This is a genomic window from Lysinibacillus pakistanensis (genome assembly GCF_030123245.1).
Lineage (GTDB): Bacteria > Bacillota > Bacilli > Bacillales_A > Planococcaceae > Lysinibacillus > Lysinibacillus pakistanensis.
Genome location: NZ_CP126101.1, coordinates 2,036,223 through 2,061,360 on the forward strand (window position 1 = coordinate 2,036,223; position 25,138 = coordinate 2,061,360).

24 protein-coding genes are annotated in these 25,138 nt (G+C 35.4%); 16 read left to right on the forward strand and 8 right to left on the reverse strand.

Going from position 1 to position 25,138, the window contains the following annotated elements:
- Positions 1 to 328: 328 nt before the first annotated feature.
- Positions 329 to 712 (reverse strand): sodium:proton antiporter, encoded by a 384-nt coding sequence (locus tag QNH24_RS09675; RefSeq protein ID WP_283871816.1) that lies wholly within the window; start codon positions 710 to 712, stop codon positions 329 to 331.
- A gap of 240 nt (positions 713 to 952) precedes the next feature.
- Here QNH24_RS09675 and QNH24_RS09680 point away from each other — a divergent pair, with 240 nt between their 5' ends.
- Both QNH24_RS09680 and QNH24_RS09685 read left to right on the forward strand, forming a co-directional pair.
- On the forward strand, positions 953 to 1,576 hold the full coding sequence (locus tag QNH24_RS09680; protein ID WP_283871817.1) for a LysE family translocator: 624 nt from the start codon (positions 953 to 955) through the stop codon (positions 1,574 to 1,576).
- Positions 1,577 to 1,591: 15 nt separating this feature from the next.
- Positions 1,592 to 2,389 (forward strand): DUF1835 domain-containing protein, encoded by a 798-nt coding sequence (locus tag QNH24_RS09685; RefSeq protein WP_283871818.1) that lies wholly within the window; start codon positions 1,592 to 1,594, stop codon positions 2,387 to 2,389.
- A gap of 40 nt (positions 2,390 to 2,429) precedes the next feature.
- Here QNH24_RS09685 and QNH24_RS09690 read toward each other — a convergent pair whose 3' ends face one another.
- Entirely contained in the window at positions 2,430 to 3,311 is an 882-nt protein-coding gene (locus tag QNH24_RS09690) for a LysR family transcriptional regulator (RefSeq protein ID WP_283871820.1), read from the reverse strand.
- Between the two features lie 299 nt (positions 3,312 to 3,610).
- On the opposite strand from QNH24_RS09690, the gene QNH24_RS09695 reads away from it, so the two are divergent.
- Both QNH24_RS09695 and brnQ read left to right on the forward strand, forming a co-directional pair.
- Positions 3,611 to 4,363: an alpha/beta hydrolase gene (locus tag QNH24_RS09695; protein WP_283871822.1), complete on the forward strand. Its 753-nt coding sequence runs from the start codon at positions 3,611 to 3,613 to the stop codon at positions 4,361 to 4,363.
- A gap of 245 nt (positions 4,364 to 4,608) precedes the next feature.
- Entirely contained in the window at positions 4,609 to 5,958 is a 1,350-nt protein-coding gene (gene brnQ, locus QNH24_RS09700; protein ID WP_283871824.1) for a branched-chain amino acid transport system II carrier protein, read from the forward strand.
- Between the two features lie 371 nt (positions 5,959 to 6,329).
- Here the strand turns inward: brnQ and QNH24_RS09705 are convergent, their stop codons facing one another.
- Positions 6,330 to 6,551 carry a DUF4362 domain-containing protein gene (locus QNH24_RS09705; protein WP_283871826.1) on the reverse strand — a complete coding sequence of 74 codons (222 nt, stop codon included), beginning with the start codon at positions 6,549 to 6,551 and terminating at the stop codon, positions 6,330 to 6,332.
- Between the two features lie 239 nt (positions 6,552 to 6,790).
- The gene (locus QNH24_RS09710) at positions 6,791 to 7,549 is read right to left on the reverse strand and encodes an SDR family oxidoreductase (protein ID WP_283871827.1); all 759 of its coding nucleotides are present in this window, start codon (positions 7,547 to 7,549) and stop codon (positions 6,791 to 6,793) included.
- A gap of 194 nt (positions 7,550 to 7,743) precedes the next feature.
- Between QNH24_RS09710 and QNH24_RS09715 the strand changes: the two genes are divergently transcribed.
- Complete coding sequence (locus QNH24_RS09715) at positions 7,744 to 8,310, forward strand: TetR/AcrR family transcriptional regulator (protein ID WP_283871829.1); 567 nt, start codon at positions 7,744 to 7,746, stop codon at positions 8,308 to 8,310.
- A gap of 270 nt (positions 8,311 to 8,580) precedes the next feature.
- Here QNH24_RS09715 and QNH24_RS09720 read toward each other — a convergent pair whose 3' ends face one another.
- Together QNH24_RS09720 and QNH24_RS09725 are read right to left on the reverse strand one after the other, a co-directional pair.
- Positions 8,581 to 9,777, reverse strand: a complete 1,197-nt coding sequence (locus QNH24_RS09720) for a YhgE/Pip domain-containing protein (RefSeq protein WP_283871831.1) — start codon at positions 9,775 to 9,777, stop codon at positions 8,581 to 8,583.
- A 55-nt stretch (positions 9,778 to 9,832) separates the two neighbouring features.
- Positions 9,833 to 10,414, reverse strand: a complete 582-nt coding sequence (locus tag QNH24_RS09725; protein WP_283871833.1) for a TetR/AcrR family transcriptional regulator — start codon at positions 10,412 to 10,414, stop codon at positions 9,833 to 9,835.
- 402 nt (positions 10,415 to 10,816) lie between these two features.
- Between QNH24_RS09725 and QNH24_RS09730 the strand changes: the two genes are divergently transcribed.
- Genes QNH24_RS09730 through QNH24_RS09750 form a run of 5 tightly spaced genes read left to right on the forward strand, consistent with a single transcriptional unit; the run spans position 10,817 to position 14,401 of the window.
- On the forward strand, positions 10,817 to 11,140 hold the full coding sequence (locus QNH24_RS09730; protein ID WP_283871835.1) for a PadR family transcriptional regulator: 324 nt from the start codon (positions 10,817 to 10,819) through the stop codon (positions 11,138 to 11,140).
- Positions 11,124 to 11,669, forward strand: a complete 546-nt coding sequence (locus QNH24_RS09735; RefSeq protein ID WP_283871837.1) for a DUF2812 domain-containing protein — start codon at positions 11,124 to 11,126, stop codon at positions 11,667 to 11,669. The genes QNH24_RS09730 and QNH24_RS09735 overlap by 17 nt, the downstream gene beginning before the upstream one ends.
- A gap of 15 nt (positions 11,670 to 11,684) precedes the next feature.
- The gene (locus QNH24_RS09740; protein WP_283871839.1) at positions 11,685 to 12,215 is read left to right on the forward strand and encodes a DUF2812 domain-containing protein; all 531 of its coding nucleotides are present in this window, start codon (positions 11,685 to 11,687) and stop codon (positions 12,213 to 12,215) included.
- A 52-nt stretch (positions 12,216 to 12,267) separates the two neighbouring features.
- Entirely contained in the window at positions 12,268 to 13,173 is a 906-nt protein-coding gene (locus QNH24_RS09745) for an ABC transporter ATP-binding protein (protein WP_054772213.1), read from the forward strand.
- Positions 13,151 to 14,401 (forward strand): ABC transporter permease, encoded by a 1,251-nt coding sequence (locus QNH24_RS09750; RefSeq protein WP_283871841.1) that lies wholly within the window; start codon positions 13,151 to 13,153, stop codon positions 14,399 to 14,401. The genes QNH24_RS09745 and QNH24_RS09750 overlap by 23 nt, the downstream gene beginning before the upstream one ends.
- A gap of 569 nt (positions 14,402 to 14,970) precedes the next feature.
- Here the strand turns inward: QNH24_RS09750 and QNH24_RS09755 are convergent.
- Positions 14,971 to 15,876, reverse strand: a complete 906-nt coding sequence (locus QNH24_RS09755; protein WP_283871843.1) for an NAD(P)/FAD-dependent oxidoreductase — start codon at positions 15,874 to 15,876, stop codon at positions 14,971 to 14,973.
- Between the two features lie 556 nt (positions 15,877 to 16,432).
- Here QNH24_RS09755 and QNH24_RS09760 point away from each other — a divergent pair.
- The 5 genes from QNH24_RS09760 to QNH24_RS09780 all read left to right on the forward strand — a co-directional run bounded on the left by QNH24_RS09760 (position 16,433) and on the right by QNH24_RS09780 (position 22,224).
- On the forward strand, positions 16,433 to 16,693 hold the full coding sequence (locus QNH24_RS09760) for a hypothetical protein (RefSeq protein ID WP_283871844.1): 261 nt from the start codon (positions 16,433 to 16,435) through the stop codon (positions 16,691 to 16,693).
- Between the two features lie 62 nt (positions 16,694 to 16,755).
- On the forward strand, positions 16,756 to 17,925 hold the full coding sequence (locus QNH24_RS09765) for a toxic anion resistance protein (protein WP_283871845.1): 1,170 nt from the start codon (positions 16,756 to 16,758) through the stop codon (positions 17,923 to 17,925).
- Positions 17,926 to 18,266: 341 nt separating this feature from the next.
- Positions 18,267 to 18,800: a hypothetical protein gene (locus tag QNH24_RS09770; protein WP_283871846.1), complete on the forward strand. Its 534-nt coding sequence runs from the start codon at positions 18,267 to 18,269 to the stop codon at positions 18,798 to 18,800.
- 126 nt (positions 18,801 to 18,926) lie between these two features.
- Positions 18,927 to 19,844 (forward strand): EamA family transporter RarD, encoded by a 918-nt coding sequence (rarD, locus tag QNH24_RS09775; RefSeq protein WP_283871848.1) that lies wholly within the window; start codon positions 18,927 to 18,929, stop codon positions 19,842 to 19,844.
- A 478-nt stretch (positions 19,845 to 20,322) separates the two neighbouring features.
- On the forward strand, positions 20,323 to 22,224 hold the full coding sequence (locus QNH24_RS09780) for an endonuclease MutS2 (RefSeq protein WP_283871849.1): 1,902 nt from the start codon (positions 20,323 to 20,325) through the stop codon (positions 22,222 to 22,224).
- A gap of 114 nt (positions 22,225 to 22,338) precedes the next feature.
- Here QNH24_RS09780 and QNH24_RS09785 read toward each other — a convergent pair whose 3' ends face one another.
- Positions 22,339 to 23,586 (reverse strand): helix-turn-helix domain-containing protein, encoded by a 1,248-nt coding sequence (locus tag QNH24_RS09785; protein ID WP_283871850.1) that lies wholly within the window; start codon positions 23,584 to 23,586, stop codon positions 22,339 to 22,341.
- Between the two features lie 140 nt (positions 23,587 to 23,726).
- Here QNH24_RS09785 and QNH24_RS09790 point away from each other — a divergent pair, with 140 nt between their 5' ends.
- Positions 23,727 to 25,013 carry an MFS transporter gene (locus QNH24_RS09790; RefSeq protein ID WP_283871851.1) on the forward strand — a complete coding sequence of 429 codons (1,287 nt, stop codon included), beginning with the start codon at positions 23,727 to 23,729 and terminating at the stop codon, positions 25,011 to 25,013.
- The last annotated feature ends 125 nt before the right edge of the window (positions 25,014 to 25,138 follow it).

Below are 25,138 nucleotides of genomic sequence, written 5' to 3' on the forward strand. Positions count from 1 at the left end.
CTACATTGAACATCATTGACATTCCACTTTACTCATAACGCTTGAGACTGCGCCTAGTTTTGCTAGGACGATTCACGAAGGAGGTTCATTAGTCTTCTTGTACATGCCTTACAGCCTATGGACATTGCTCTCTTATCAAGTAGTTGCTAAGTACTGGTCTTCGTGCGTTAGTATATTAATATGTTTGATAAAGAAGTTCAGTTTTTTGGTAATTGACTAAAGAATGCACTACTTCCGTGTTGCTGTCAAGCTGAATAGGAAAATTAATAGAAAATTTTGAATAAACGAGAGAGGAATAGTGTGTAAACGAGGATTTAACATAGCTATATTACTTGAACCACCAAACGGCGATTAGTAGCGGAAGCATAGCTATAACAATTACAAAGAAGCTCCATAATATCTGTTTCCCCGAAGACATATTTCTGGGTTTGATACTCATTTGTTCATAAAGTTGGTTGATGGCACGCTGCTCCTTCGTGTAGAGTAATGCTTGAAATTCCTCATAATCTTGTATATAGCTTGAGGGGGCTCGAGGACTGAAGCGTAAATTGCGAATATCGTCCGTAATTTCTTTAGCACCCATCCAATAGGTAATTACAGGTGCTAAGCCTGTAGTTTGTGTAGCACGCACTTCAATGTCATGTGTTTTCATTTTATAATAGATATTTCCATGCTCATCTTCATATTGCTCCACAATATCACTTACTGCCATCGACAAACACCTCTTCCTTTAAAACAATACACCTTGTTTCAATATATTTATGTTCATTATAAGATATTGAAGGAGAAAAGTATTGCAATAACGAGCATTATTAAGTATATAATTTTTTTCTTCCAAAATTCATGATAAAGTCATAAACTAACATCAGGTGACAGTAATGTCCTGTAGTATAATGACAATAAAACCATTTTGGGAATGGTTGAAAAGTGATGGAGAGAAGGGGAAGTTTTATTGGAGCTATCAATAGTATTAGCTTTTTTAGGAGCATCAATTATATTAACCTTAATGCCTGGACCAGATAATTTATTTGTTTTAGCACAAAGCATTACACAAGACAAAAAGGCAGGCATTGCTACTTCGTTTGGTTTATGTACAGGTTTGCTTGTGCATATTGGCGCTGCTGTACTTGGTATATCAGCCATTATTTATCAATCGACTGTTATTTTCTCTATTGTGAAATTTGCAGGTGCGGCATATTTACTATATTTAGCGTGGCAATCTTTTCGAGCGAAAGGCGATCCATTCACATTGGACCAACAAAATGCCCAGGCCTACGTAGCGTTATATAGAAAAGGAATTTTAATGAATATTTTGAATCCAAAGGTTTCCTTATTTTTCTTAGCACTATTGCCACAGTTTGTAAATCCATCTAATGGTCATGTGGCTTTACAGATGCTTATTTTGGGTATTATCTTTTTAATTCAAGCTCTTTTCCTATTTTCATTGTTTAGTATTTTTGCTGGTAATGTAAGAAAAGTGATAATTGGGAAGCCTGCAATTGCGAAAAGATTAAATATGGTGCAAGGTGTTATCTTTACCTTTATTGGCATAAAAATTGCACTGAGTAAACAGTAGAAGGGGGAATTGTTCATGGCAATTTTACATATCACCTTTAGCTTATCTACACAAGGTTCAATAAAACATGCAATCCGACAAAACCATTTACAACGAGAAGAGTCGGTTATTTGTATTAATGATGTGTTCTCGATTGGTCCTCTGAATAATCTAGAAGAACGAAAAAATTGGCTTAAAGACTTTGTTTTTAGGGATCATGAAGAGTTTGAATTGTATGAGGATTTTCATCAAGATTGGATGAAAAAAATTGATAGATTACCATGCGATGTGGATGTCTGGGTTTGGTATAGTCAAAATACACACGAAGAGATTGGGTTACGCTATGTTATGAGTGAGTTTATCAACAAATGTAGTATGGTCTATGGAATTGACGCCACAGAAGGCTTGAAACGTATCCAGCCCAACATGATGATACGACATACAGGAGAGCTTTCAGCAGAAATGTTAATGAAGCTTCGTCCAGAGGCAAAACGTTTTTCTATAAATGAATGTCAGCGGCTTGCAAAGGAATGGGAGAACCTGAAACACCATCCAAGTACACTACGTATATGGAAAGATGGTATTGTGCATGTAGAGGAAGATGCATTAGATGCGATTATAATCGAGTGCGCAAAAAGAGTACATGTTCACCAGAATGAAGAATGGTTGCTGCCAGTCCGCATCATTGGTGAGACATATGGTGCAATAGATGATTATTTAAATGAAGAATTTATCGAAAATCGCTTGAAAGCTCTAGCAAAGCAAGGTCTTTTTGAGGTTGACGGTGATTTTTCAGATATTTATTCATATCGAGTAAAATATATAGGAAAGTAATAAAAAGCGGTGGGTTGACTTAGCAACCTGCCGCTTATTTTTATCTTTTCTTATAAAAATCAAAGACAAACTGTTGGAATTGTCTTGCTGAAGGAGGGAGATAACGATTTTCAATCCATGCCATCCCGATGATACGTTCACAGACCATATCTTCCACACGAATTTTAGCTAATTTTTTTGGATTTAAATCTTCGTCATCTGGTAGTAGTGAGACACCAAGTCCGGCACCCACAAAACCAGCAATTGTTGATACTTCATCGCCTTCGTACGTAATTTTAGGTTTAATCCCAGCAGCATTTAGCAAGCGATCTGCTGTTCTACGTAATGCATATCCCTTTTTCATAAGAACAAAATTTTCCTGTTCCAGTTCTTTCATTTTGATGCTTGTACGTTGAGCAAACGGATGATCAATGGGCACCATGATAAAAAGCTCGTCACGCCATAACTCCCTCCAGCAAACAGGAGGTTCTGTGTCAATTGCTGCAAGTAAGCATAGGTCTAGTTCACCAGCCAGTAATTGCTTAAGTTGTGAATGTGAGTAATTTTGAGTAAAGTGAAAGCGGATTTGGGGGTGCAGTTGACGAAAAGCACGAATTAAATCTGGTACAATGCTAGTTCCAAGAGTATGTAGAAAACCGAGTGAGACATCACCAAGCTCAGGGTTATTAAGCTCCTGTAATTCTAAAACTGCTTTTTCATATTCCTTTCGCATTCGTTGAACACGATATAAAAACAATTCCCCATATCGGTTGAGCATAATGGAACGTCCTTGACGGTCAAATAAAGGAACACCCAATTCTTCTTCAAGCTTTGAAATTGAACGACTTAATGCTGGTTGGGAAATCGCTAATGCTTCCGCAGCACGTGTCATATGCTCAAGCTTTGCAACTGTTACAAAATATTCTAATTGTTGCCACTCCATTTACTCAACACCTCTATTCCCGTATTTTTTGAGCTAACTGCATTATAACGAGAAAAGGGTAGGAAGTATAGGTAACATAAAAATTTTTAAAAAGAATTCGTACTGAAAATAAACGAATCCAAATTTTGCACTTTCAAAGTATGAAGAAAAGGCTATTTAATACGTTTTAACCTCACATCGTTAATGCGTAAAATGCATTGATATGATAAAAACTATAAATTGTACATTATGAATAAAGGGTGTTAAGATAGACACATAAAATACACAATTACAAATTTCCGTGAAGGGGATATTATAAAATGAAGTTTATAAAGCCACAACCTCTAACAATTGAGGGAGGCAAAAAAGCCGTACTATTACTGCATGGATTTACAGGTAGCACAAAAGATGTAAAAAAGCTAGGAGAATTTTTATCCAAACGTGGATATACCGTTCATGCACCAATATATAGTGGGCATGGTGTAGAGCCAGAAGCATTATTAGAAACAAAACCAGAGGACTGGTGGAACGATGTTGTGGAAGGTTATAACTTCCTACAAAATAAAGGCTATGAAGAAATTGCAGTAGTAGGAATTTCACTTGGCGGCGTATTCTCGTTAAAAGTAGCCGAGAAGTTTCCTGTAAAAGCATGTGTTGCCATGTGTGCACCAATTACACGCGATAACTCAAAAGGCTTATTTACTCGTTTATACCATTATGCTCGTTTATATAAACACTTTGAAAATAAATCAAAGGATCAAATTATTTCAGAATTACATGAACTGCGTATTACACCTAAAGATTCATTAGATGGTGTGACACGTTTAACTACTGAAACGCGAGAAGAATTATCGACAATTCAGGCACCAACATTAGTCATGCAAGGTTCTTTAGATGATGATTTGTATCAAGAGAGTGCACCTTTTATTCTAAATACAGTAAAAACAGATGATAAAGAGATTATCTGGTATGAAAATTCCGGTCATATTATTACGTTAGATAAAGAGCGTGATAAAGTGTATGAGGATGTTTATAAATTTTTAGATCATGTAGAGTGGTCTGTAGCAAACTAAGAGCTGTCTGATGACAGCTCTTTTCTTTTGGACTAAGAAACAAGGAGCTTTTCGAATGTAATTTTCACTATGGTTCTTTTTCCTTGGCGTAAGCCCTTTATGCCCATTTATGTGGGATAATAAGGATAAACGAAAAAACTATTGTTTTTATAATAAATGCCTGATACTATGATTGAATTGTAGTGAAAAATCATTTGATTAAAATAATTTGCTATCGTCAATTACATCGAAGGAGTACATCAAAAATGCAACAGAAAATACCTTTCTCAACCTATGCAGTCATCGGTACAATGCTTTTCGGACTGTATTTTGGAGCGGGGAATCTTATTTTTCCAATCCAGCTTGGGCAATTAGCGGGCACTAACTTTTGGTTTGGATTAATAGGCTTTTTAGTAACAGCAATTGGTTTACCGTTTTTAGGTATACTAGCGATTGGTTTATCAGGTAGCAACGGATTACGTGATTTAGCGAGTCGTGTTCATCCTTTATTTGGGGTGACTTTTTCATTAGCGCTGTATTTAACAATTGGTCCATTTTTTGCAATACCACGAACAGCCACAGTACCGTTTGTCGTTGGCTTTGAACCATATATTCAAGCACAGCATACAACACTGCTACTTGTATTATTTAGCTTTGTATTTTTTGCCATCGTGTATTACTTCTCATTAAATCCAGCGAAAATTATGGATTATATCGGTAAATATTTAACACCAGCTTTTTTAATAGTGTTATTTATTTTAATTATTACAAGTATTGTAAGGCCGATGGGGCATTTTCAGCAGCCAATGGGTGACTATATAGATGCTGCATTTATGACAGGCTTTAAAGAAGGCTACAACACAATGGATGCCTTAGCATCATTAGCCTTTGGGATTGTTGTTATTAATGCCATTAAAAGTGCAGGAATTACGGATCGAAAGGAGATTGCGAAGGCCACATGGACATCAGGAATCTTTGCAATGGCATTAATGATGCTCATATACGGACTAATCACGTATATGGGGGCATCTAGTATGGAAGCGGTTGGTCCATACGAGAATGGCGGTTTAATTTTTGCAGCAGTTGCCGATCACTATTTCGGCTCATTTGGGGCTATTTTATTGGCAATCATTATTGTCCTTGCTTGCTTAAAGACAAGTATTGGCTTAATTACATCCTGTAGTGAGTTTTTCCACGAAGTATTCCCTAAAATCAGTTATAAATGGTTTGTGTTCATACTGTGTCTAGTATCATTTACAATCGCTAATTTTGGTTTAACGAATATTATTCAATATGCAGTCCCAGTGCTTATGTTCTTATATCCACTTGCAATTGTGCTAATTTTACTAGCACTAGGCTCTTCATTATTTAAAAATAAACAGGCTGTATACTTAACAGCTATATTCTTCACTTTTTTCATAAGTCTAATCGATGGCTATCGAGCATTAGCTACAAGTATACCAGCAGTAAAATTTGGTCTATTTGAAGCAGTTGAACAGCTATATTCAGATTTTCTACCTTTTTATGATATTGGCTTAGGATGGATATTGCCTGCTCTACTAGGTGCCTTCATGGGCTCTATATTCCCTTCAAGAAAGGTTAAAAGTATGTATTAACTAATATGGAGTAAGCCACATGCAGGATTTTTGATCCTAGCGTGTGGCTTTTTCTTATATTACAAATGTTCATTCAAATCTTCTATAGTTGAGTGCTTCTTTAAAAATTGAGTATCCTTTTAGCTGAATAGTTTCAAATAAAAGACTAGCTACTATTTCTCAATAATTAAAAGGTTGTTGTCGATAGGTTGATCACAGCCTTCAAGTGAGTATTTTTCATCAATGTTCGTTTGAACTTTTTTAAGTGAGTCACAATTTGTTTGAATATAACTTTTTTGCTCATTAATATCGCTTCGAGTATCAATTGTTAAATAAATTATTTCTTTCTGTTATTCAAGGTAATAAAACACCAGATTACCTTCATGTGTATATCAAACTATTCTTATACGATCTGTTTTATTTTGCTGAACATTATTATAAAACTTTTCAAATCGCTCTTTATTCTCTATTTCACCTTGCTTGTCATTTATATCTTCTAGCAACTGAGGGTAAGGAAATATATCGGGGTCCATATTGATATCCTGTGATTGATTAGGAACATCACATCCATAAATTATTATAATAAAGAATAAAACAACATATAATTTTTTCATGACCATACTCCTTTTTTCATTTAGTCGATTTTGTAATAAGTAATGTTACAGGTCAGTAGTATTAAATATTGTTTTTACTTTAAGTTTAATGTCACATATAATGCAGTCAGTTATACTACAAGAGCATTTGACTGTAAAAATTCGTAGCTTTAAGACAGACGGATGAACACAATCTTCTCTTCCTCATACAAAAAAGACACAACTCAACCTAATTCAGATCGAGTTGTGTCTTATATTTTTTAATAAGCAGTCCAGCCACCGTCAACAGCAATAACTTGTCCGTTAACAAAGCTTGCTTCATCTGAACCAAGGAAAATAGCAAGCTGTGCAATCTCCTCAGGTTGTCCAGCACGGGGATTAATGGCCAAACCAAGCCCTTGACGTGCTGCACCTGTTTGGCTCACGTTTGTCATGGTAGAAGCAATGTTTGTTATAACTGCACCTGGTGCGATACCATTACAGCGAATATTTTTATCTGCATACATAAAGGCTGTGTTTTTTGTCAGCCCAACAACAGCATGCTTAGAAGCAGTGTAAGCAGCCCCAGCACGAGCGCCGTAGAGACCACCAGCAGAAATATTATTCACAAATACACCATGTCCTTGAGCAAGGAAAATCTCTGTTGCCATACGCATTGAACGCATCACAGCAGTTGTATTTACCGCGAATACTTTGTCCCAACGCTCATCAGAAACTTCACCAACTGGCTCCATTCCATCCATAATACCAGCATTATTTACTAAAATATCTAATTGTCCATAAGCTTTTTTTGTTTCATCAAACAAGCGTTGTAAATCTTCTGTTGAAGCGACATTTGTTTGAACAGCAATCGCTGAGCCACCAGCTGCCTCTATACCTTCAACAACAGCTTTTGCACCTTCTAAATTTAAGTCAGAAACTACGACCTGTGCTCCTTCTTTTGCATAACCTTCTGCAATTGCTTTTCCCATACCTGATGCTGCACCTGTTACGATAGCTACTTTACCTTCCAATCTCATCTTAAGGACCTCCTATATATGGTGTTTTTTATCCCTGTATATATGAACAATTCTCCAATATATGAAGTTGGATATTGAACATGTGTTCATTAAAATAATATAATATTTTTGTAAGCGATTTCAATAAGCAATATATAAAGAACTGTTTAGTAATGAACACATATAAAAAATCTGTTGAATATGAGGGAGAAAATTTGAAAGCAAATGATTTAAGAGTTGTCAAAACAAAGCAAGCGTTGCACAATGCATTAATGACTTTATTAAGTCAAAAGCCACTCGAAACCATTTCAATTGCTGAAATTTGCCGAGTTGCAAACATAAATAGAGGAACCTTCTATTTGCACTATGAGCAGAAGGAAGGGTTATTTGAGGAGTACTTTCAGGAAATTATGGAGGATTTATATAATTCCTATGAGGAGCCATACCGTGCAGTAACGACATTAGATAAGAATCAATTAGACCCAAATACCATACGAATTTTTCATCATATTGAGCGCTTTAAAATGTTTTACCGCATCGTTTTTTCAAAAAATGTTCCGCTAACCTATTATTACATGCTGTTTGATGGAATTTATTCACTTCTCAAAAGAGACATTACAGCTCAGCATAAGTTACATGATGAAATAGCTATTGATTATTACAGTGCATACCAGGCGAATGCAATTATTGGTCTAATTATTCAATGGTATCGTAACGATTTTGCAGATAGTGTAAGCACATTAAATAAACAATTAGCAGCAATTTTACGATTTGGCCATTAACTGTTGTTCTCGTTAGATGAGAGGCGAGATATTACCCTTCTATAATACGGCCATTTATTATAGAAGGGAGTAGAAATTTATAAGCTGTGAATGAATGTTAAACCATCTATTTTTAAAGATGCCTCATTCCAATATTGATTGAGAGCAAAATCAAAGATATGGCCCTCTATGAAATTTAAGAAGCAGCACTGGAAGAGATTATTGACAACTAATTAGAATTGACATAATGGTAAAAATCCAAGAAGGCTTTAAAGCAGATTTACTAATTTTTTATTGAACAGTAGTAGGTGTTATTTCTTTATTTTTTGTTTTCTGTAGAGCAACGGCTATAGAGGAAATAATCAATGTGACAGCAATAATGATTCCTAATGCACTACTGTTCTGCTGAAGGTTTTCAGCACTTCCGCCAAAAATAATCGTGTAATAGCCATCTGCTCCATAAGTGGCTGGAAGAATGGAAGCCAGCTTGTTATAAAAATCAGAAAGCATGGTTTTTGGTACAAGTACACCTGATGTTACAAGCTGTAGGGAAAGGGCACAAATATTAAAAACCATACCTAAATTGCCGAAAATCATGACAAAAACTTGTGCGAGACATAGGAATGCCCAGAACATAAATGCTTGAAAGAGATAGATAGTTAGGAAGCTTACCTCACTTGAAATATTAAAGAGGTGCATTAACGCAATCGTTAATAGAGGTAAGACAAAAGCTACTCCAATATTTATAATTTGCCTTGCTAGGAACAATTGCCATTTTGAAACGAAAGTTTGCACTAGTTGTGCTGCCTGTTGATGCTGCATAATCATTACCATCGCACCAACAAATGATGAGATGATGACCATTAGTGGTACAAAGTTTGCCGCAAATCCTTCTGCATTATTTGTTTTAATAATTGTGGAATCAATTGAACGATCTTTTATCTGCAAAATTGTAGCTTCAACCGAATCTGTAATTTGTAGTGCCATATTTTGTTCTAATGGAAGCTGGGCGAACTTTTGGGAAAACATTTCAATCGACTTTTCTTGCTTTAGTGGAAAAATATTGTGATTGATTTCCTCTGTTAGTTGTTTGGCGGTACTCTCCATCATACTTTTAACCATACTTGCACTAGCTTGATTAATAGTATAAGTAATTTTTCCTTCATTTCCCGCTTGGATTTGTGCAGTAAAGTTTTTTGGTATATGCAACAACATTTGAATATGACGTTTATTCAACTCTTCTTCAGCCCGCTTTATTGAAGTGAATTCTTCGATGACAAATGGTAATGATGTTCTCAGTCCATTTGCTACCTCTTGGCCCATCTCACGATCCTCACTAATAACGCCAATTTTTAAATTTTCAGCTCTCTCATTTACACCGTCATAGGCAGTCATCCAAACTGAAAAAAAGATAAGTTGAAAAGCGATGGTAGCAACTATACCAATATATGTTTCTTTTATACGAAATAAAGCTTGTAAACCCTTCATCTATAGGCCTCCTTTATAAGTAAGTACTTACTTGCATTAGTAGGAAAAATTTTTTCTAGGAAACGAGTCCCCTAGAAAAAATCGCAATACTTGTCTGAAGTAATTCCTCCGTTGGCATCTCTGAAACAATAGTCCCCAAGCGTGCACGTGACATAAAGTGTCCAAAATTCATAGCGATTAGAGATAATGCAGCTGCCTCATAGTTAATTTCTTTTATTTTCCCTCTTTGATACATCTCCTTCAAATAATGAACAAGTTCATTTTTAATAAGAAGCGGGATACTTGCAATTTCTTCGTTAATTTCTGGAAATTGTAGACCCTCTTTAAACCCAATCATGACAAAGTCTTTGATGGACATTAAAAAATTAAAGTGCTTTAGGGAGAAATTCAATAAATCACTTTCCAAATCCCATGTCACATTTGTATTGAGCTCCTGCTGCATTAGAGGATAGTAAGAAAACTTTTCAATAATGGCTTTTAAAATGCCCTGCTTGCTACCAAAATGGCGAAAAATGGTTACTTCATTAACCCCAGCTAATTCAGCTATAGCCTTCGTTGTTGCTGCGGTATAACCTTTTTCACTGACAAGATGTAATGCAGCTTCAATAATTCGATCAGCGGTCCCTTTCGTTGACAAAAAATTACTTCCTTTCATGCAAGTGATTACTTACATGATAGCATAGAGTGCTTTCGTATGCAATAAAATTAGAATTAAAAAGTGCTCGGGTGCCGAAGCGAATCGCTCGGGTAGCGAAGAGAACTGCTCAGGTAGGACAAGAAAGTTCTCGGGCGATCAGAAAAACCGCTCGGGTGGCAGTAATGCTCAGGTAGAATCGAAATCTACTCAAGCAAGAAGAATTCCTTTTATAAACATAAAAATAACCTTGAAATTATTATGAAGATGAACCTAGTCGGCGCGCTGACCCAAGTCATTAATTTGTAAATCAATGAATAACATTGACAACTATATCGTCTGCTGATATATTCTTTATTATATCGTATGTCGATATATTGTTGTGCGATATAGAGGGGGATTTGTATGACACAAGAGCATCCGCCGTTAACGGAAGGCGTTTATTATATTTTATTAGCTTTATTTGATGCGAGGCATGGTTATGGGATTATGCAATTGGTAGAGGAAATGAGTAATGGTCGTGTTCGGCTTGGGGCTGGAACAATTTATGGTGCGATAAAAACCTTGCTGGAACGGGGCTGGATAGAAGCGCTAGAAGATGATGGGCGAAAAAAGGAATATGTAATCACTGAGAGTGGAAAAGAAGTTGTGCACTATGAAATTTTAAGATTAAGGGAACTTTTTGATAATGGTATCCGTATAACGAAAGAGGATGGGAACTTTGCATAAATATTGGTTAGTGATGAATCCGTATGATATTGAGAAAAGAGTTAATGAGATGGCTAGTCAAGGCTGGCATTTAAAAAAATTTACTTGGATTCGTTTTACATTTGAGCAAGATGAACCAGGTAGCTATATTTATCGCCATGATGAATTGGAGCGATTTGGTTCTACCTATGAGGATGAGTACCTAGATTTTCTCAAATCCTCTGGGATAGAACAAGTAGACCGTTCTGGAAACTTTGTTTTCTTTAGAAAGCCTGCTCATGAAGGGCCCTTTGAACTTTACTCTGATAAAAAAACTAAAATCAGTAATTTGTCCAAAAAAATTACGTTGCTATCATTAATTCTCCTACTGAATTTGTTTTTTGGAATAATAGGACTTATTAGTATTTCCGGAGGGCAGCATACAGATATGCTGAAGTTGCTATTGAATAGTACTAATATTCTTATCGTTATGTTATTAGTCGGACCAATCCTTAAGCTTATGCGAGTGCGTAAAATTTTGAAGAAGGAACTGGATGTATTTTCAGATTAGGAAGGGGGTAACTTTATGAAAAAGTTTAAATTTCGTTTTTTTATTGATTATGAACGAGAAGAACAATGGATTAATAATATGGCAGAACAAGGCTGGCATTTAAAAAAGTTTTGGCCATTCGTTTTTCTATTTGAAAATGGCATATCTGACCAATATATTTATCGCAATGAAATGGTATTAAAACGAAAAAAAGATTATTTCGATTTTTTAGATACGATGAATATTGAACATGTAAATTCATTTGGGGTATGGGCGTACTTCAGAAAAAGGAAAGAGGAGGGGCCTTTCGAAATATTTTCCGGGAAATCAGAAAAAATAAAATATTTATCCCGTATTAATACATTGTTTATCTTGGCTTGTCTGATAAATGCATTTGCAGTGTTATTGAACATTGCACCAATTATGCTTACACATCAAGTTAACCAAGCATTCCCATGGATTTGTTTATTGAATGTCTTCTTAATTTCCTTATTAACGATCGAGATTTATAGAAATCATAAACATAAAAAGAAATTAAAATTGCTTACTCATATTTATGAGGATTAGAGGTAGACAGATTGCTTATAAGTATTACATAGACTAATAGGGAGGAAAAAGAATGACATTACAATTACAGCATGTCACAAAGAAGTATAAGGATTTTACAGCAGTAGATAATCTTAATTTCAACATAGAAAAAGGGGAGATTTTTGGGTTAATTGGGCAAAATGGTGCTGGTAAAACAACGACCTTCCGTATGATTTTGGATTTGCAAGAAACAACAGAGGGGACGATTACATGGGATGGTAAACCAGTGAATGCTATTAACCGTGATGTTCTCGGTTATTTACCTGAGGAACGGGGTATATTCCCAACGATGAAGGTTGAGGATCAATTATACTTTTTTGGTGAGCTTCGTGGAATGAAAAAGGCGGAGTTAAAGAGAGATATTGATTTTTGGATAAGCCGATTTGAGCTTGAGGAAAAGCGGAAAGATAAAGCAGAAACACTATCGAAGGGGAATCAGCAAAAAGTACAGCTAATTGCGAGCTTTATTCATAAGCCACAGTTCTTAATATTAGATGAACCATTCAGTGGACTTGACCCTGTCAATAAAGATTTACTGAAGGATGCCATATTACTTTTAAAAGAACAGGGCACAACGATTTTGTTCTCTAGTCACCAAATGGATAATGTTGAGGAGTTGTGTGATCACCTTTGTTTATTGAAACGTGGTGTCTCTCTGTTTTCAGGTAGTTTGCTGGATTTGAAGAAACAATACGGGAAAACCAAATTGGCTGTACGTACAGATTGGTCAACCACTCAATTGCTGACACTTGAGGGTGTGAAAGATGTACGCGTTGAGAAAGAGCAAACAGTGCTAACTTTGAAGGACGAGAGCTTTGCACAGAGCATTTTCCAACAGCTTTCCAATGGCGAATATATTGAGAAATTTAGTTTAGATTACTTATCGTTAGATGAGATCTTTAAGGATAAGGTTGGTGGCAACATTGTCGAAGTTTAATTTATTAATGAAACAGTTATATAGATCAAAATTAAAATCAAAGTCTTTTGTATTAATGACATGTCTTTATATACTCGCGATGTCCGTTGCAATTTTTTGGTCGGATATAAAGGAATTATTTACAGGTAATGATCAGGCAAAGCAAATAGCCATTGTAAATGAAACAACTGCCGACTTAAGTGGGCTGTTTGTTTCCAATGATGATATGGAATTTTTACAGAATGAAAACAATTTATCGAAGCTAGAGAAAAAGGTCAAGGACGAGAAGCTTGATGCAATCGTTAAAATAACAGATCAGAATGGTCAATTACATGCTGAAATAGCTACGTACACACCGTTAAAACTAAATGATCAAACTACTATCTCTTCGTTATTGCAATATGCGGGTCAGCATTATGCTGTTCAAAAATTATCATTAACATCTGAGCAAGCAGCGCAAATTATGAGTGCTAAAACAATTATCTCCAATAAAAATTTAAATGAAGAATCTTCTGGGGGTAAAAGCGAAGAGGAAAAGCAATCAGGACTATGGGTGTCCTATGCAGTTGGTATATTAATCTACTTCTTTATTTCCACATTCTTATCTATGATCACAACAGAGATTGCCTCCGAAAAAGGCTCACGTGCAATGGAAATGCTTTTAGTGAGTGTCAAACCAGCTACCCATTTTAAGGCGAAAATTGCTGGTGTATTGTTATTAGCTTTAACACAAATGGGAATTATTGCAGTGGTTTTCCTTGTGTATGCTAAATTTGTGAAGAGTGGAGTTATTTGGGATGCTGCTACAAGCATTGTAAAGGAATTGTCGCTGGGATACGTTATTTATGCAATACTTTTCCTACTCTTGACAATCGTCCTCTATTTAATTGTAGGGGCTCTATTCGGTTCATTAGTTTCCAAAGTTGAGGAAGCGGGCCAGGTATTAATGCCTGCAATGATGATTACATTAATCGGCTTCTATGTAATGCTATCTGGTATCGGCAATCCAGATACGCTTATTATTAAGATATTCTCCTATATTCCATTTACATCTGGCATGGTTATGCCGATGCGCATTGGGGCTACTGATATAGGGGTGATGGTACCACTTTTATCATTAGGTATTTTAGTAGCAACGATTATTGTCGCTTATTTATTTAGCCTATCCTTCTATAAGCGTAGTGTTTTAACTTATAGCACAGGCGGCGTGATCCAAAAAATTAAAACGGTCTTAAAAGTGACAACATAAATGATAGAAGCAGCTATTAAAAGTCAAGTGTTCAACAAATTGAAATAGTTAAGTTGCGATAAGATGCTAAACATTTTATTGTAATTCAAAAGGGGCTGTCCGAAAAGTCGATGTTAATCGATTTTTCGGTACAGCCTTATTTATTTTCTTATTGAACGAACCTGCTGTAAAATGACAATAAAGTTTTTTAATTTTAAAAGCTCAAACAAGCATAACCTCGCTCTAAATTTAGGACGAGGTTAAAAATATAGTTGTTTAATTTTAGATGTAAGATTCTTCACTACACTAAAAAATATAACTAAAAAGTCGTTTGATTATCTAAGTTTTCCTCAAAAATAGCGCCCGATTGTAGAATAAGTCTATAAACTAAGCTGTGCCGTTAGTTCAATAACTTTAACAAAAAACCTTCTATCTTTTTAAACAACTAGAAAAAACGAATTCTAAAATCAAAATCCGTTCTTCGTAAATTCTTATACTAACTCTAACACAATGTTTGAAGTATATGTGGCAACACATTGGCGCTGATGTGTAGTTCCTATTTAGGTGAAGCAGAAGGTGTTATGACGTAATCAAAAGCGTTCCATCGTTAGATCAGTATTAACTGAAACCGCAGCTTTATTACCTTTAGCAGCTGAAATCATTAAAGAGGATGGTTTAGATCTTTCTGTTTCCCCAGCAATATATACGTTTTTTTGGGTTGTTCTACCGACACCATCTGTTATAACTTTTCCATTTTCATGAATTTCACAGCCAAGCTTCTCAGCAAATTGATTTGGGCGATAATAAGATGGGGCAACAAATCCACCCGATCTTGTAATGGTTGCTCCTGTTTCAAACTCTATTTTTTGTAAGTAACCGTCATTACCTATGAAGTCTTTTATCTTTTCCGAAATAATTTTGATATTGTGTTTTTGTAACTCTATTTTACCTTCTTTAGATAATTGAACTCCATTCGTTAAGACAACCAAATCCTGCGACCAATTATAAATTAACTTAGTCAAATGCAGTACATGCTCTTCTTTTTCTGCAATAACCACCAATGGCTTATCTTTTTGCTCCCAGCCATCACAATACGGACAACTAAATAAACTTTTCCCATAAAACTTGCTTATACTTGGTATAGTAAATATTTCTTGAATACCTGTGGCGAGTATTATTTTTTCTGAAACAAATTCCTGACTAGTAGATGTTTTGACAGTAAATCGCTCATTACCTATATCCTTTATGATTTCAGTAACTGTTGCAGTAAAATATGATACGGATGGGTAATTCTCCAACTCTTTTAACGCTATTTCTTTAAACGATTGTGGTTTTATCCCATCTCGAGTAATAAATCCATGTGACGCTTGTGTCACTCTATTCCTATTCGTTCCATCGTCAAATATTGCAATGTTTCTCCTAGCCCTTCCTAATGTTAAGCTAGCACTTAACCCAGAAGGACCTCCACCTATAATGATACAATCAAGGACATTCATTTTTTTACCTCCGTATTGATTTGGTTTTATTTTGACTTGTTATTTGCAAAAGAGAACTACAGTATTTCCTACATCATGAATTTCCATTCTTTACACACTAATATTAAATATAAAAAGAAGTGACGGTGTGTATAGCGACAACAGGAGACATTGCTTTTATTTTTATTCCTAAATCTGAATATCAATAGTATAGTGAGACTACAAAGAATAATTAGTTGTCAAATCAAAAAGGATCAATTTATCGTTATTGATAAAATGACCCTATTTCATATCGAATTATTCAGTTTAATTCCAACTAAGCAACCTCTTCACAATGTGCGGAGTGTATATGGCAACACATAAATTAGTCATGTGCATTTTATATTAAATGTGAAACATTATAAAACAAATACGATCTTATAAGACCTAATGTACAATTACTTGTAGTTAATCTTACAGAGTATAGCTGCTTTTTTAGTGTGTGCATGTCAAACATAGAAAACAATGTCAAATAATTAGTGGATTCTGTCGAATTTCCTCGTAAAACAAGCTATAATTTATAAAAGGGGTTGAAACTATGTTATCGCAAGCACAAATTGATGCTATTTTAAAACAAAAATCAAATTATCGTCCAGCATCAAAGGAAGAGAAGGAACTGTTTTTTGACAAGCTTAAGCAACAGGTACCTAAGAGTGATGAATTAGTCTCAATCTTGAATAATCGTGAGCAATTGCAGGTTTTTGTCGATAGTTCTAATCCAACAAGTTTTAGACTTCAACTTGAGCATTTGGAGGGTTCCTATAGATTGACAAACTCATTTTTTGCAATGCTTGAATAAATGAAACTTTTTTGTACTGGAATCGTAAATAGTAGAAGATAAATCGCAGGGGGTAAATCAATATGTCTGAATTCAACAATGACCTATTAAAATCGAAAGATCCATTCGCATCAGAAAATCCATTATTACAGCCTAATCCATTGGCAAAAGTGGAGCAAGAGCAAAAACCAGTACTTGTTTCTGAGCAAGAGCTATCTCAAATTGCTCAAAATCAGTTGGCATTAAAGCAAGATCCTGAGGTTCATGCATTAGCACAAAAAATTGATGTAAAAGATCAAATTGCAATGCTAGAGCTTGGAAAAGAAACAGCGAATGGCATTTCTACTTTTTCAGATAAAATGCTTGCATCAATGAAAACGAGTAAGCTTGAGGAATCAAGTGTATTATTAAATAACTTAAATCGGATTATGGATAAATTCGATCCTCAAGATTTTGCGGAGGACAAAAAGGGAGGCTTCCTATCAAGGCTATTTACAAAAGGAAAGGAACAATTAGAAAAGTTTCTATCCAAATATGACAGCATGAATAAGGAAGTTGATGTGATCTATCGTGAGATTCAAAAATATGAAGTTGAGATGAAAAGGAATACGGTTGATCTTGAAAATCTTTATGATCAAAATTTAGACTACTTCCAAACGTTGAGTAAGTTTGTTGCCGCGATTGAAGTAAGAACTGACGAAGTACGTGCGTCATTACCAGCGCTTGAACAAAAAGCTCAAACTGGTGATCAATTAGCAGCAATGGAATATGAAACATTGCTCCGTGCTGTGGAGTTACTTGAGCAACGTCGTTATGATCTAGAAATGGCACAGCAAGTTTCATTCCAGTCTGCTCCACAAATTCGATTGATGCAGCAAGGGAATAACCATTTAATTGCTAAAATTAACTCTGCGTTCGTTACAACAATACCGATCTTTAAGCAAGGACTTATTCATGCTGTAACGTTAAAACGCCAAAAGCTTATTTCAGATTCAATGAGTGAACTGGACCGTCGTACAAATGAAATGCTTGTGAGAAATGCAGAGAATATTAGTAAAAATAGTGTTAATATCGCACGTTCTGCAGGTAGCCCAAGCATAAAAATTGAAACTATTGAAACAACATGGCAAACAATTATGGCTGGTATTCAAGAAACAAAACAAATTCAAGCGGAGACAGCGAGAAATCGTGAGGAAGGCCGAAAACGTATTGAACGCCTACAGCTTGAATATGAAAAACTGAAAAAAATGTAACCTTAAAGCTTCTTGCATACTGCAAGAAGCTTTTTCTTGCGCAAGATATTTAACTTTTTTCAGCAAATGTTTTTTTGTATCGAAAGCATAGCGGTAGATGTTTTATGCGCGTAAGCGTAGCGGCAGCAGATACAGAAGTCTCCCATCTCAATAGGTGGTGAGCTGAATACGAATTTAAGCTACTTTTCAGATTTCTCCTGGATTTGTCTTTGACAAAAAAGAAAATAGTGATTATGATTAAATGAATGAGAATGATTATCAATAGAGAAAGTGTGTGGATAGATGGTTATTACAGCAATACCATTACACGAAGATTTTAGTAGTGGAGTGAAGAAACGATAATGGGCAAAGTAAATGCAATTGGATTGTCTTGTGAAACATTAAAAGATGGGGCACTTGCCATTAATATGACGGAAACGCTTATACTCGTATCACAAAATCGCTATCAGGGATTAATGCATTTAGAAGAGCTGTATAATGCCATGCATGTTGATATAGATGAGAAACATCATATTTTAGAGCAGGAGCGAAAACTATTAAAAAAACAAAATTTACAGCTGGCGGAAGATGTGCAAAAATTAAAGCAGCAAAATGTGGTATTACAAAAGAAGTTGACTGAATATAATTGTGCAGTTGATGAGCTGAAGGAGCTTCGCAGACAAAATACTGAGCTACTTTTTGAGTTAAGTAAATACACTGCATTGTCGAGAGAGTCACTTTCAGGTCCTCTCAAATCAATGATTCGTGATATGCGGGAGCAGGGTGTAGGTATTAAGGAAATCCATATTCGTATTAAACGGCAAATTAATCCAGATATTAGCTATAGAATGGTGCGTAACTATATTTCTGAGCTTGAATCTGAGAATGATGCATAGCATCCATATAGAAAGGCTGTAAATTAAGCATTTACAGTTCCAGAGCTAAGTCCTATAATTAGTCTATTCTTTAAAAATTGCGCAAAGTCGTAATCAATTTCAACAAGAGTAGGAGAATTAGAGGCAATGTCAAATGAAAAAAAAGGGGTTTTGGCAGCGTTCTTGGCTTATGTTTTCTGGGGTGCCTTTCCTCTATATTGGAAATTACTCGAGCATGTACCGAGTATGGAAATATTATTATCTCGAGTCATCTGGTCCTTTGTCTTTACGGTATTAGCAGTAGTCCTATTTGGCATGCGTAAGGATCTTCTAGCAGATATAAAGTATTTATGGTCACACCAAAAGCATTTCTGGCAGTTGGCAGGAGCATCCTTTGTCATTTCTATGAACTGGTATTTATATATTTGGGCAGTTACACATAACCATTTAATTGAGACCAGCTTAGGCTATTATATTAATCCTCTTCTTTCAGTTATTTTTGGGGTTATCTTCTTTAAAGAGACGCTTAATCGTGCACAATGGGTAGCTACAGGAATTGCCTTTATTGCAGTCATTATTTTAACGATTAACTATGGTTCCGTTCCATGGGTAGCACTGCTTATTGCATTATCCTTCGCCATTTACGGTGTATTGAAAAAGAAAATTTCACTTGATGCCACGAGAGGACTAGCTATAGAAACATTATTTATTTTACCAATTGCATTAGGCTATTACGTCTATCTGTTCACAACGCAGCAAGCTTCATTCTTACATGTCGGTGTAAAAACAGACATCCTGATGATTGTTAGTGGCTTGGTGACAGCTATACCTTTAATTTTATTTGCAAAAGGTGCACAAAATATTCCGCTTTATTTACTAGGCTTTATACAATATGTCTCACCGACTATTGTATTAATTTTAGGAATTGTGTTATATAAAGAGCCGTTTAGTCAGGTAGAGTTAATTGCATTTAGTATTATTTGGGGAGCTTTACTACTGTTTTCTGGCTCGAAAATCATTGAAACGAGAAAGGCTCATCATAAATCTGCTTTTAAGAACTTGTAGAAATTTTCTACAGGTTTTTTCTTTGTTACATTTATGTCAGTTAGCCAAGAGCATAACTCAGTCTTATAAGAAGATGAAAGCACCTTTACTTTTTTTATTGCATATAGTAAGATAATGACAAATTAGATAACAATGAAAAATATTGAGAGGTGCTTTTTGTGAGTGTAGTAGGTTCTAAATAGGAATAATTACATCGAAATAAAATGATTGACGACAGGGGATTTATGGAAAAGTAACCCCCTATTTGGTCATGCGTTTATTTCAATACCTATGAAGATACCTACAATACTTTATAAAGCGTGTAATGCACTGACTAACTTCATGTTGATGAGGTTTTTTCAGGATGCTTATTACATACCCTTTGTAATGTGAAAGCTGTGGTATCCCCGCAGCTTTTTTTTTTAATAAAATCATTGCTATCTAATAATAGGTATCTTCATGAATGATTCTAAAAAATCATAGTGAGGAGCAATTAACAATGAATTATACTACTCTTGAGAAGTTACAATATAATGAATTGAAGGAAAATGTAAAATGCTACTGTGTGAGTGGATTAGGTAAACAGTTATTGGATAAATTAGAGCCAAGTTCTAGCATATCTGTTGTGAGAAATCGATTGAACGAAACGACAGAGGCACGGGCCATTTTAGATGCAGAGGGGCATATTCCTTTTTTAGGCGTAACAAATATTGACAGTACCATCAAAAAGCTTGAAAAAGGGGTTATTTTAGATCCAAGTGAGTTAATAAGCATTTCAGATTTTTTACGTGGATGTCGCAAAATAAAAAAATTTATGTTGGAGAAGGAGTTTTTTGCGCCAGTTCTTGCTTCCTATGCTCTTTCAATGGCTGAATTTAAAAGTGTAGAAGAGGAAATAAATTTTGCGATTAAAGCTAATCGCGTAGATTCAGCAGCTAGTCGAGAACTAAAGCGCATTCGAAACCATATTGATACGACAGAGGAGAAAATTAAAGAACGCTTAACAAAATTTTTAAACAGTAGTGCAAATAAAACCTATATACAGGAATTTTTTATTAGTAAAAAGGATGATCGTTACACAATTCCTATTAAGGCGTCCTATAAAAATCATGTGCAGGGAACAGTGGTGGAAATTTCAGCGAAGGGTGCTACAGTTTTTATAGAACCTAGTGCAGTCGCAAAATTAAATGTAGAGTTGGCGACCCTGAAAGCGGAGGAAGCTATCGAGGAATATCAGATTTTAGCTTCATTATCAGGACTTCTGATGGAAAATATTCGCGAAATCACGATTAATATGGAGTTGATTAGTCAGTATGATATGGTTTTTGCTAAAGCTAAGTATAGCAAGCAAGTAGGAGGCATTGAGCCAAGCTTGAACGAATATGGCACTATCAAATTAATCAATGGGAAGCACCCTTTATTACCAGGAAATGCGGTGCCATTAACGTTTGAAATCGGTCAAGATTACCGAAGCTTGATTATAACAGGGCCTAATGCTGGTGGAAAAACGGTAGTCCTCAAGACGATCGGCCTTTTAACATTGGCAACCATGTCAGGCTTTCATATCGTAGCCGAAAAAGGAACCGAAATAGCTGTATTTGATAATATCTTCGTAGATATTGGTGATAATCAAAGTATTGAAAATGCCCTTAGTACATTTTCATCTCATATGAAAAATCTTTCGGATATTATGATGGCATCGAATAATCATACATTATTACTTTTTGATGAAATTGGCAGTGGGACGGAACCAAACGAAGGAGCGGCATTAGCTATATCTATTTTAGAGGAATTCTATCATATGGGCTGTATAACAGTTGCTACAACCCATTACGGTGAAATAAAACGTTTTTCTGAAATGCATAGTGATTTTATGAATGCGGCTATGCGTTTTAATAGCGAAACATTGGAGCCATTGTATCAATTAATGATTGGTGCCTCTGGCGAAAGTAATGCGCTTTGGATTTCACAGAAAATGAATATTCGCAAAACAGTATTACAGCGTGCGAAGGACTATTTGGACAATAAGGATTACCAGCTAGAAAGGGTTCATGACAGTAAAATTAGAAGGCCCAAGATAGGAAAAGAGGGCACAAAGATGAACCATGAATTTTCCAAAGGGGATCGAGTGAAATTATTAGATTATGATGATGTTGGGCTTGTCTACAAAGAAGTAGATAATTACTGTAATGTTGTCGTGTATTATAAGGAACAGTTTATGGAGGTAAATATTAAGCGTTTGGTATTAGAGCTTTCTGCAACTGAACTATATCCTGAAGATTATGATGTGGAAACATTATTTGTAGACTATAAAGAACGCAAGCTTCAGCATGATATCGATCGTGGCTCAAAAAAAGCTCTACGCAGGATTCAGAAGGAAATGAGAAGGGATAAAAGGTAAGGGGTAGATGGGGTAGAGGAAAATTTCTTTTTTCTCTACCCTTTTTTTAGTAATAAAGTTTCGAATTTATTAAATTTAAATGAGCACTATATAATTCACAATAGGTCATTTTTATTACACAGTGTCAATCTGTCCCTTAATGGAATAATAGGTTTCTTCAATTTTTTGCTTATACGGAAGATCGATTAAATCCTGTGAATCCATATAGGCCATTTTTGCAATTTCATAGGCTGTTGTTAACTCACCAAAATGTGCATAACAGAGTGCCTTATAGGAGAAGCATTCATTAAAGCCTAAAATGTCAAATGGATGTAGGAAGAATGATGGGATGTTTGTAAAATGTGCAAAAGCTTCCTTAGCTTCTTCGTATCGACCTAGCAAATATAAGGATTTACCTTTTTCACAATAATATAGGTTTTTATCAAATTTGATGGCTCCCATATCCATAAGTGGACGAAAACGCTCTATTTCCTCTAGTGCCTTTTCATAATCATGGGTGTAATTGTTATAATAGTGAGCTCGTAATGTGAAAATAAAGGCATCCACATCCGCTTGTTCCACAAAAACACGATATTGCTCTAGCTTTGTTATCAAATGCTCTGTTTGTTCGAAATCATTGTCAACCATGGCACAAAACGCTGCTATACGATACATATCATCAATATAATAATAAAATTGGTTTTTATGTGCATTGGCAATTGACTCTTTAACAAGTTGCTTACCTGCTTCATATTCTCCGATAGCTAATTGAAAAATGCTAATATAATAAGCCATTTTCCCAGCATCTCGTGAATCAAGTTGATAATTTTCCTGCTCAGCCTCTTCCTTAGCCTGTAAGATACAGGAATAAGCCATATTATAGTTTCGACCTTCCATGAATACAGCTGATTGTATAACGTAGGTTTCAAACCAATGACTCAGTAAATTAATTTCTTTAAATATAAAGCGTGCACGATTGAGTGGCGATTCCCATGTCGTTATGCCTGCTTGATATTGTGCTACCGCGTAAATATACAGTAAACGACCTGCTTCATAGCTAAGTGGGAGCTCTTCTACATAAGGCTTAATCATCTCTATAGTTTGTTCCAGATTTTTTGTATCACCAAGCTGTATTTGTGCATAAAAAATTTCCACCCGCTCTAAAAGATGTCGTATTGTAGATGGTGCTATTTCTTCAAGTAATTCACTTGCTTTTACCCCTAAACGCTCCGCGATATAGTCAAGGCTTTCCATCGAGGGCTTAGCCTTATCATTTTCAATTTGACTTAGCATTCCTTTTGTAAGACGATCGCCAGCAAGAGCCTCTAATGTAAATTTTCGTTCCTTTCTTAAATTGCGAATTCGTGTACCTAAAGAGTTCACTGCCTCGCCTCCTTTATTTATAACATAACCTTTGTTTAATTATATTAAACTTTCTCTTGCGTGAAAAGTAGAAGTTATGCTATATTTTGTTTAATAAAATTAAACTTTTAATTTTTATTAAAAATTTGGAGGGTTTTAGAATGGATGAAGCAGCAAAATATAAAAAAGCAACCTATCATTTATGGACATTTACAGCCAGCAAATTGATAGCGATGCTAGGGACAAATGTGCTATCCTTTGGGATTAGTTTGTATATCTTAGCCATGACGGGGTCTGCAACAAGCTTTGCGACCAACATGATATGTTCAGTATTACCGCGAGCACTTGTTGCACCTATAGCTGGCCATGTTGCTGATAATTACCCGAAAAAACGTACAATTCTACTTGCACAAGCAGGAACGATTTTAACAGTAGGGGGCTTACTGCTCTACACAGAAACAGTAGGGATGTCGGTTTATGCTATTTATGTAGCAACAGTTGTTAATACGATTTGCTCCGCTTTTTCAGGTGTAACATTTTCATCAGCTATCGCAACATTGGTCAATCCAGAGCGATTACAGCGTGCCATATCATTTAACCAATTATCAGTGTCAGTTGCTGCAATAGGGGGGCCTATAATCGGGGGAATGATGTATGGTTTTTTCTCAATGAAAGTATTTTTAATAATCAATATGATTGCCTATTCAATTGCTTTTCTCTTGGAGGCAACGATGAACTTCACCCTTTATAGTACAAGAGATGGAGATGTGAAAAAGGAAAAGATTTGGGAAGGGCTTACTAGTGGCTTTCGTTACATTAAGCAGCAAAAGGTTATTAAAACCGTAATGTGGATGTCATTATGGATTAATTTATTCTTCTCTGCCATTGTTGTTGGTGGGACTTATATTATTATTGAATTACTAAAAGTAAAATCTACACATTTTGGCTTTATCGAGGCTTCTGGTGCTTTTGGTATGCTCATTGCCTCCGTTTATTTTGCGACAAGGGCAGAGGTTAAAGTACCGTTACGTTTTTCTAAAATCAGTTTATTGCTGCTAGCAAGTAGTTTGAGCTTAGCCGTATTACCATTATTGATGAAATTATCGTATTTAACGATTGTGATTTTTTATATTGTGATTTACTTTATTTTTGCAATCTTTGAAATGGGTATTAATATGCCTATTGGTGTTTATATGCAAAAGCTAATATCAGAGGAATATCGAGGACGTGTATTTGGGTTAATGGAAACGATGGCTATGTCGATGATGCCAATTGGTATGTTGGTGTATGGCATCCTGTACGATACATTACCAGCAACGGCGATTTTACTCTCTACTAGTGCGATTATTGTGACGATTACATTGGTTTTGCTCCGAACTTCTGTCTTAAAAGAAGCACACCCAGAATTTTATAATAAAGAAATTGTAACGGAGAGTGTAACAAATTAATTCGCCTTTTTATTAAGTAATACAAAAAATAACCAGACATTCTGAAATTAATAGAATGTCTGGTTTATCTTTTCAACTAATCTAAATGATAGTACCAACTTCTAAGTATCTGCATCCTGAATAAA

What these genes read in the sequence shown, in the direction of transcription:
- QNH24_RS09755 (WP_283871843.1), bottom strand. Translation starts at nt 15,876, where the DNA reads ATGAATGTCCTTGATTGTATCATTATAGGTGGAGGTCCTTCTGGGTTA.
- QNH24_RS09730 (WP_283871835.1), top strand. Translation starts at nt 10,817, where the DNA reads ATGACACAAGAGCATCCGCCGTTAACGGAAGGCGTTTATTATATTTTA.
- QNH24_RS09710 (WP_283871827.1), bottom strand. Translation starts at nt 7,549, where the DNA reads ATGAGATTGGAAGGTAAAGTAGCTATCGTAACAGGTGCAGCATCAGGT.
- QNH24_RS09685 (WP_283871818.1), top strand. Translation starts at nt 1,592, where the DNA reads ATGGCAATTTTACATATCACCTTTAGCTTATCTACACAAGGTTCAATA.
- QNH24_RS09695 (WP_283871822.1), top strand. Translation starts at nt 3,611, where the DNA reads ATGAAGTTTATAAAGCCACAACCTCTAACAATTGAGGGAGGCAAAAAA.
- QNH24_RS09720 (WP_283871831.1), bottom strand. Translation starts at nt 9,777, where the DNA reads ATGAAGGGTTTACAAGCTTTATTTCGTATAAAAGAAACATATATTGGT.
- rarD (WP_283871848.1), top strand. Translation starts at nt 18,927, where the DNA reads ATGTCAAATGAAAAAAAAGGGGTTTTGGCAGCGTTCTTGGCTTATGTT.
- QNH24_RS09790 (WP_283871851.1), top strand. Translation starts at nt 23,727, where the DNA reads ATGGATGAAGCAGCAAAATATAAAAAAGCAACCTATCATTTATGGACA.
- QNH24_RS09765 (WP_283871845.1), top strand. Translation starts at nt 16,756, where the DNA reads ATGTCTGAATTCAACAATGACCTATTAAAATCGAAAGATCCATTCGCA.
- QNH24_RS09705 (WP_283871826.1), bottom strand. Translation starts at nt 6,551, where the DNA reads ATGAAAAAATTATATGTTGTTTTATTCTTTATTATAATAATTTATGGA.
- QNH24_RS09735 (WP_283871837.1), top strand. Translation starts at nt 11,124, where the DNA reads ATGGGAACTTTGCATAAATATTGGTTAGTGATGAATCCGTATGATATT.
- QNH24_RS09770 (WP_283871846.1), top strand. Translation starts at nt 18,267, where the DNA reads ATGGGCAAAGTAAATGCAATTGGATTGTCTTGTGAAACATTAAAAGAT.
- QNH24_RS09740 (WP_283871839.1), top strand. Translation starts at nt 11,685, where the DNA reads ATGAAAAAGTTTAAATTTCGTTTTTTTATTGATTATGAACGAGAAGAA.
- QNH24_RS09675 (WP_283871816.1), bottom strand. Translation starts at nt 712, where the DNA reads ATGGCAGTAAGTGATATTGTGGAGCAATATGAAGATGAGCATGGAAAT.
- QNH24_RS09690 (WP_283871820.1), bottom strand. Translation starts at nt 3,311, where the DNA reads ATGGAGTGGCAACAATTAGAATATTTTGTAACAGTTGCAAAGCTTGAG.
- QNH24_RS09760 (WP_283871844.1), top strand. Translation starts at nt 16,433, where the DNA reads ATGTTATCGCAAGCACAAATTGATGCTATTTTAAAACAAAAATCAAAT.
- brnQ (WP_283871824.1), top strand. Translation starts at nt 4,609, where the DNA reads ATGCAACAGAAAATACCTTTCTCAACCTATGCAGTCATCGGTACAATG.
- QNH24_RS09780 (WP_283871849.1), top strand. Translation starts at nt 20,323, where the DNA reads ATGAATTATACTACTCTTGAGAAGTTACAATATAATGAATTGAAGGAA.
- QNH24_RS09745 (WP_054772213.1), top strand. Translation starts at nt 12,268, where the DNA reads ATGACATTACAATTACAGCATGTCACAAAGAAGTATAAGGATTTTACA.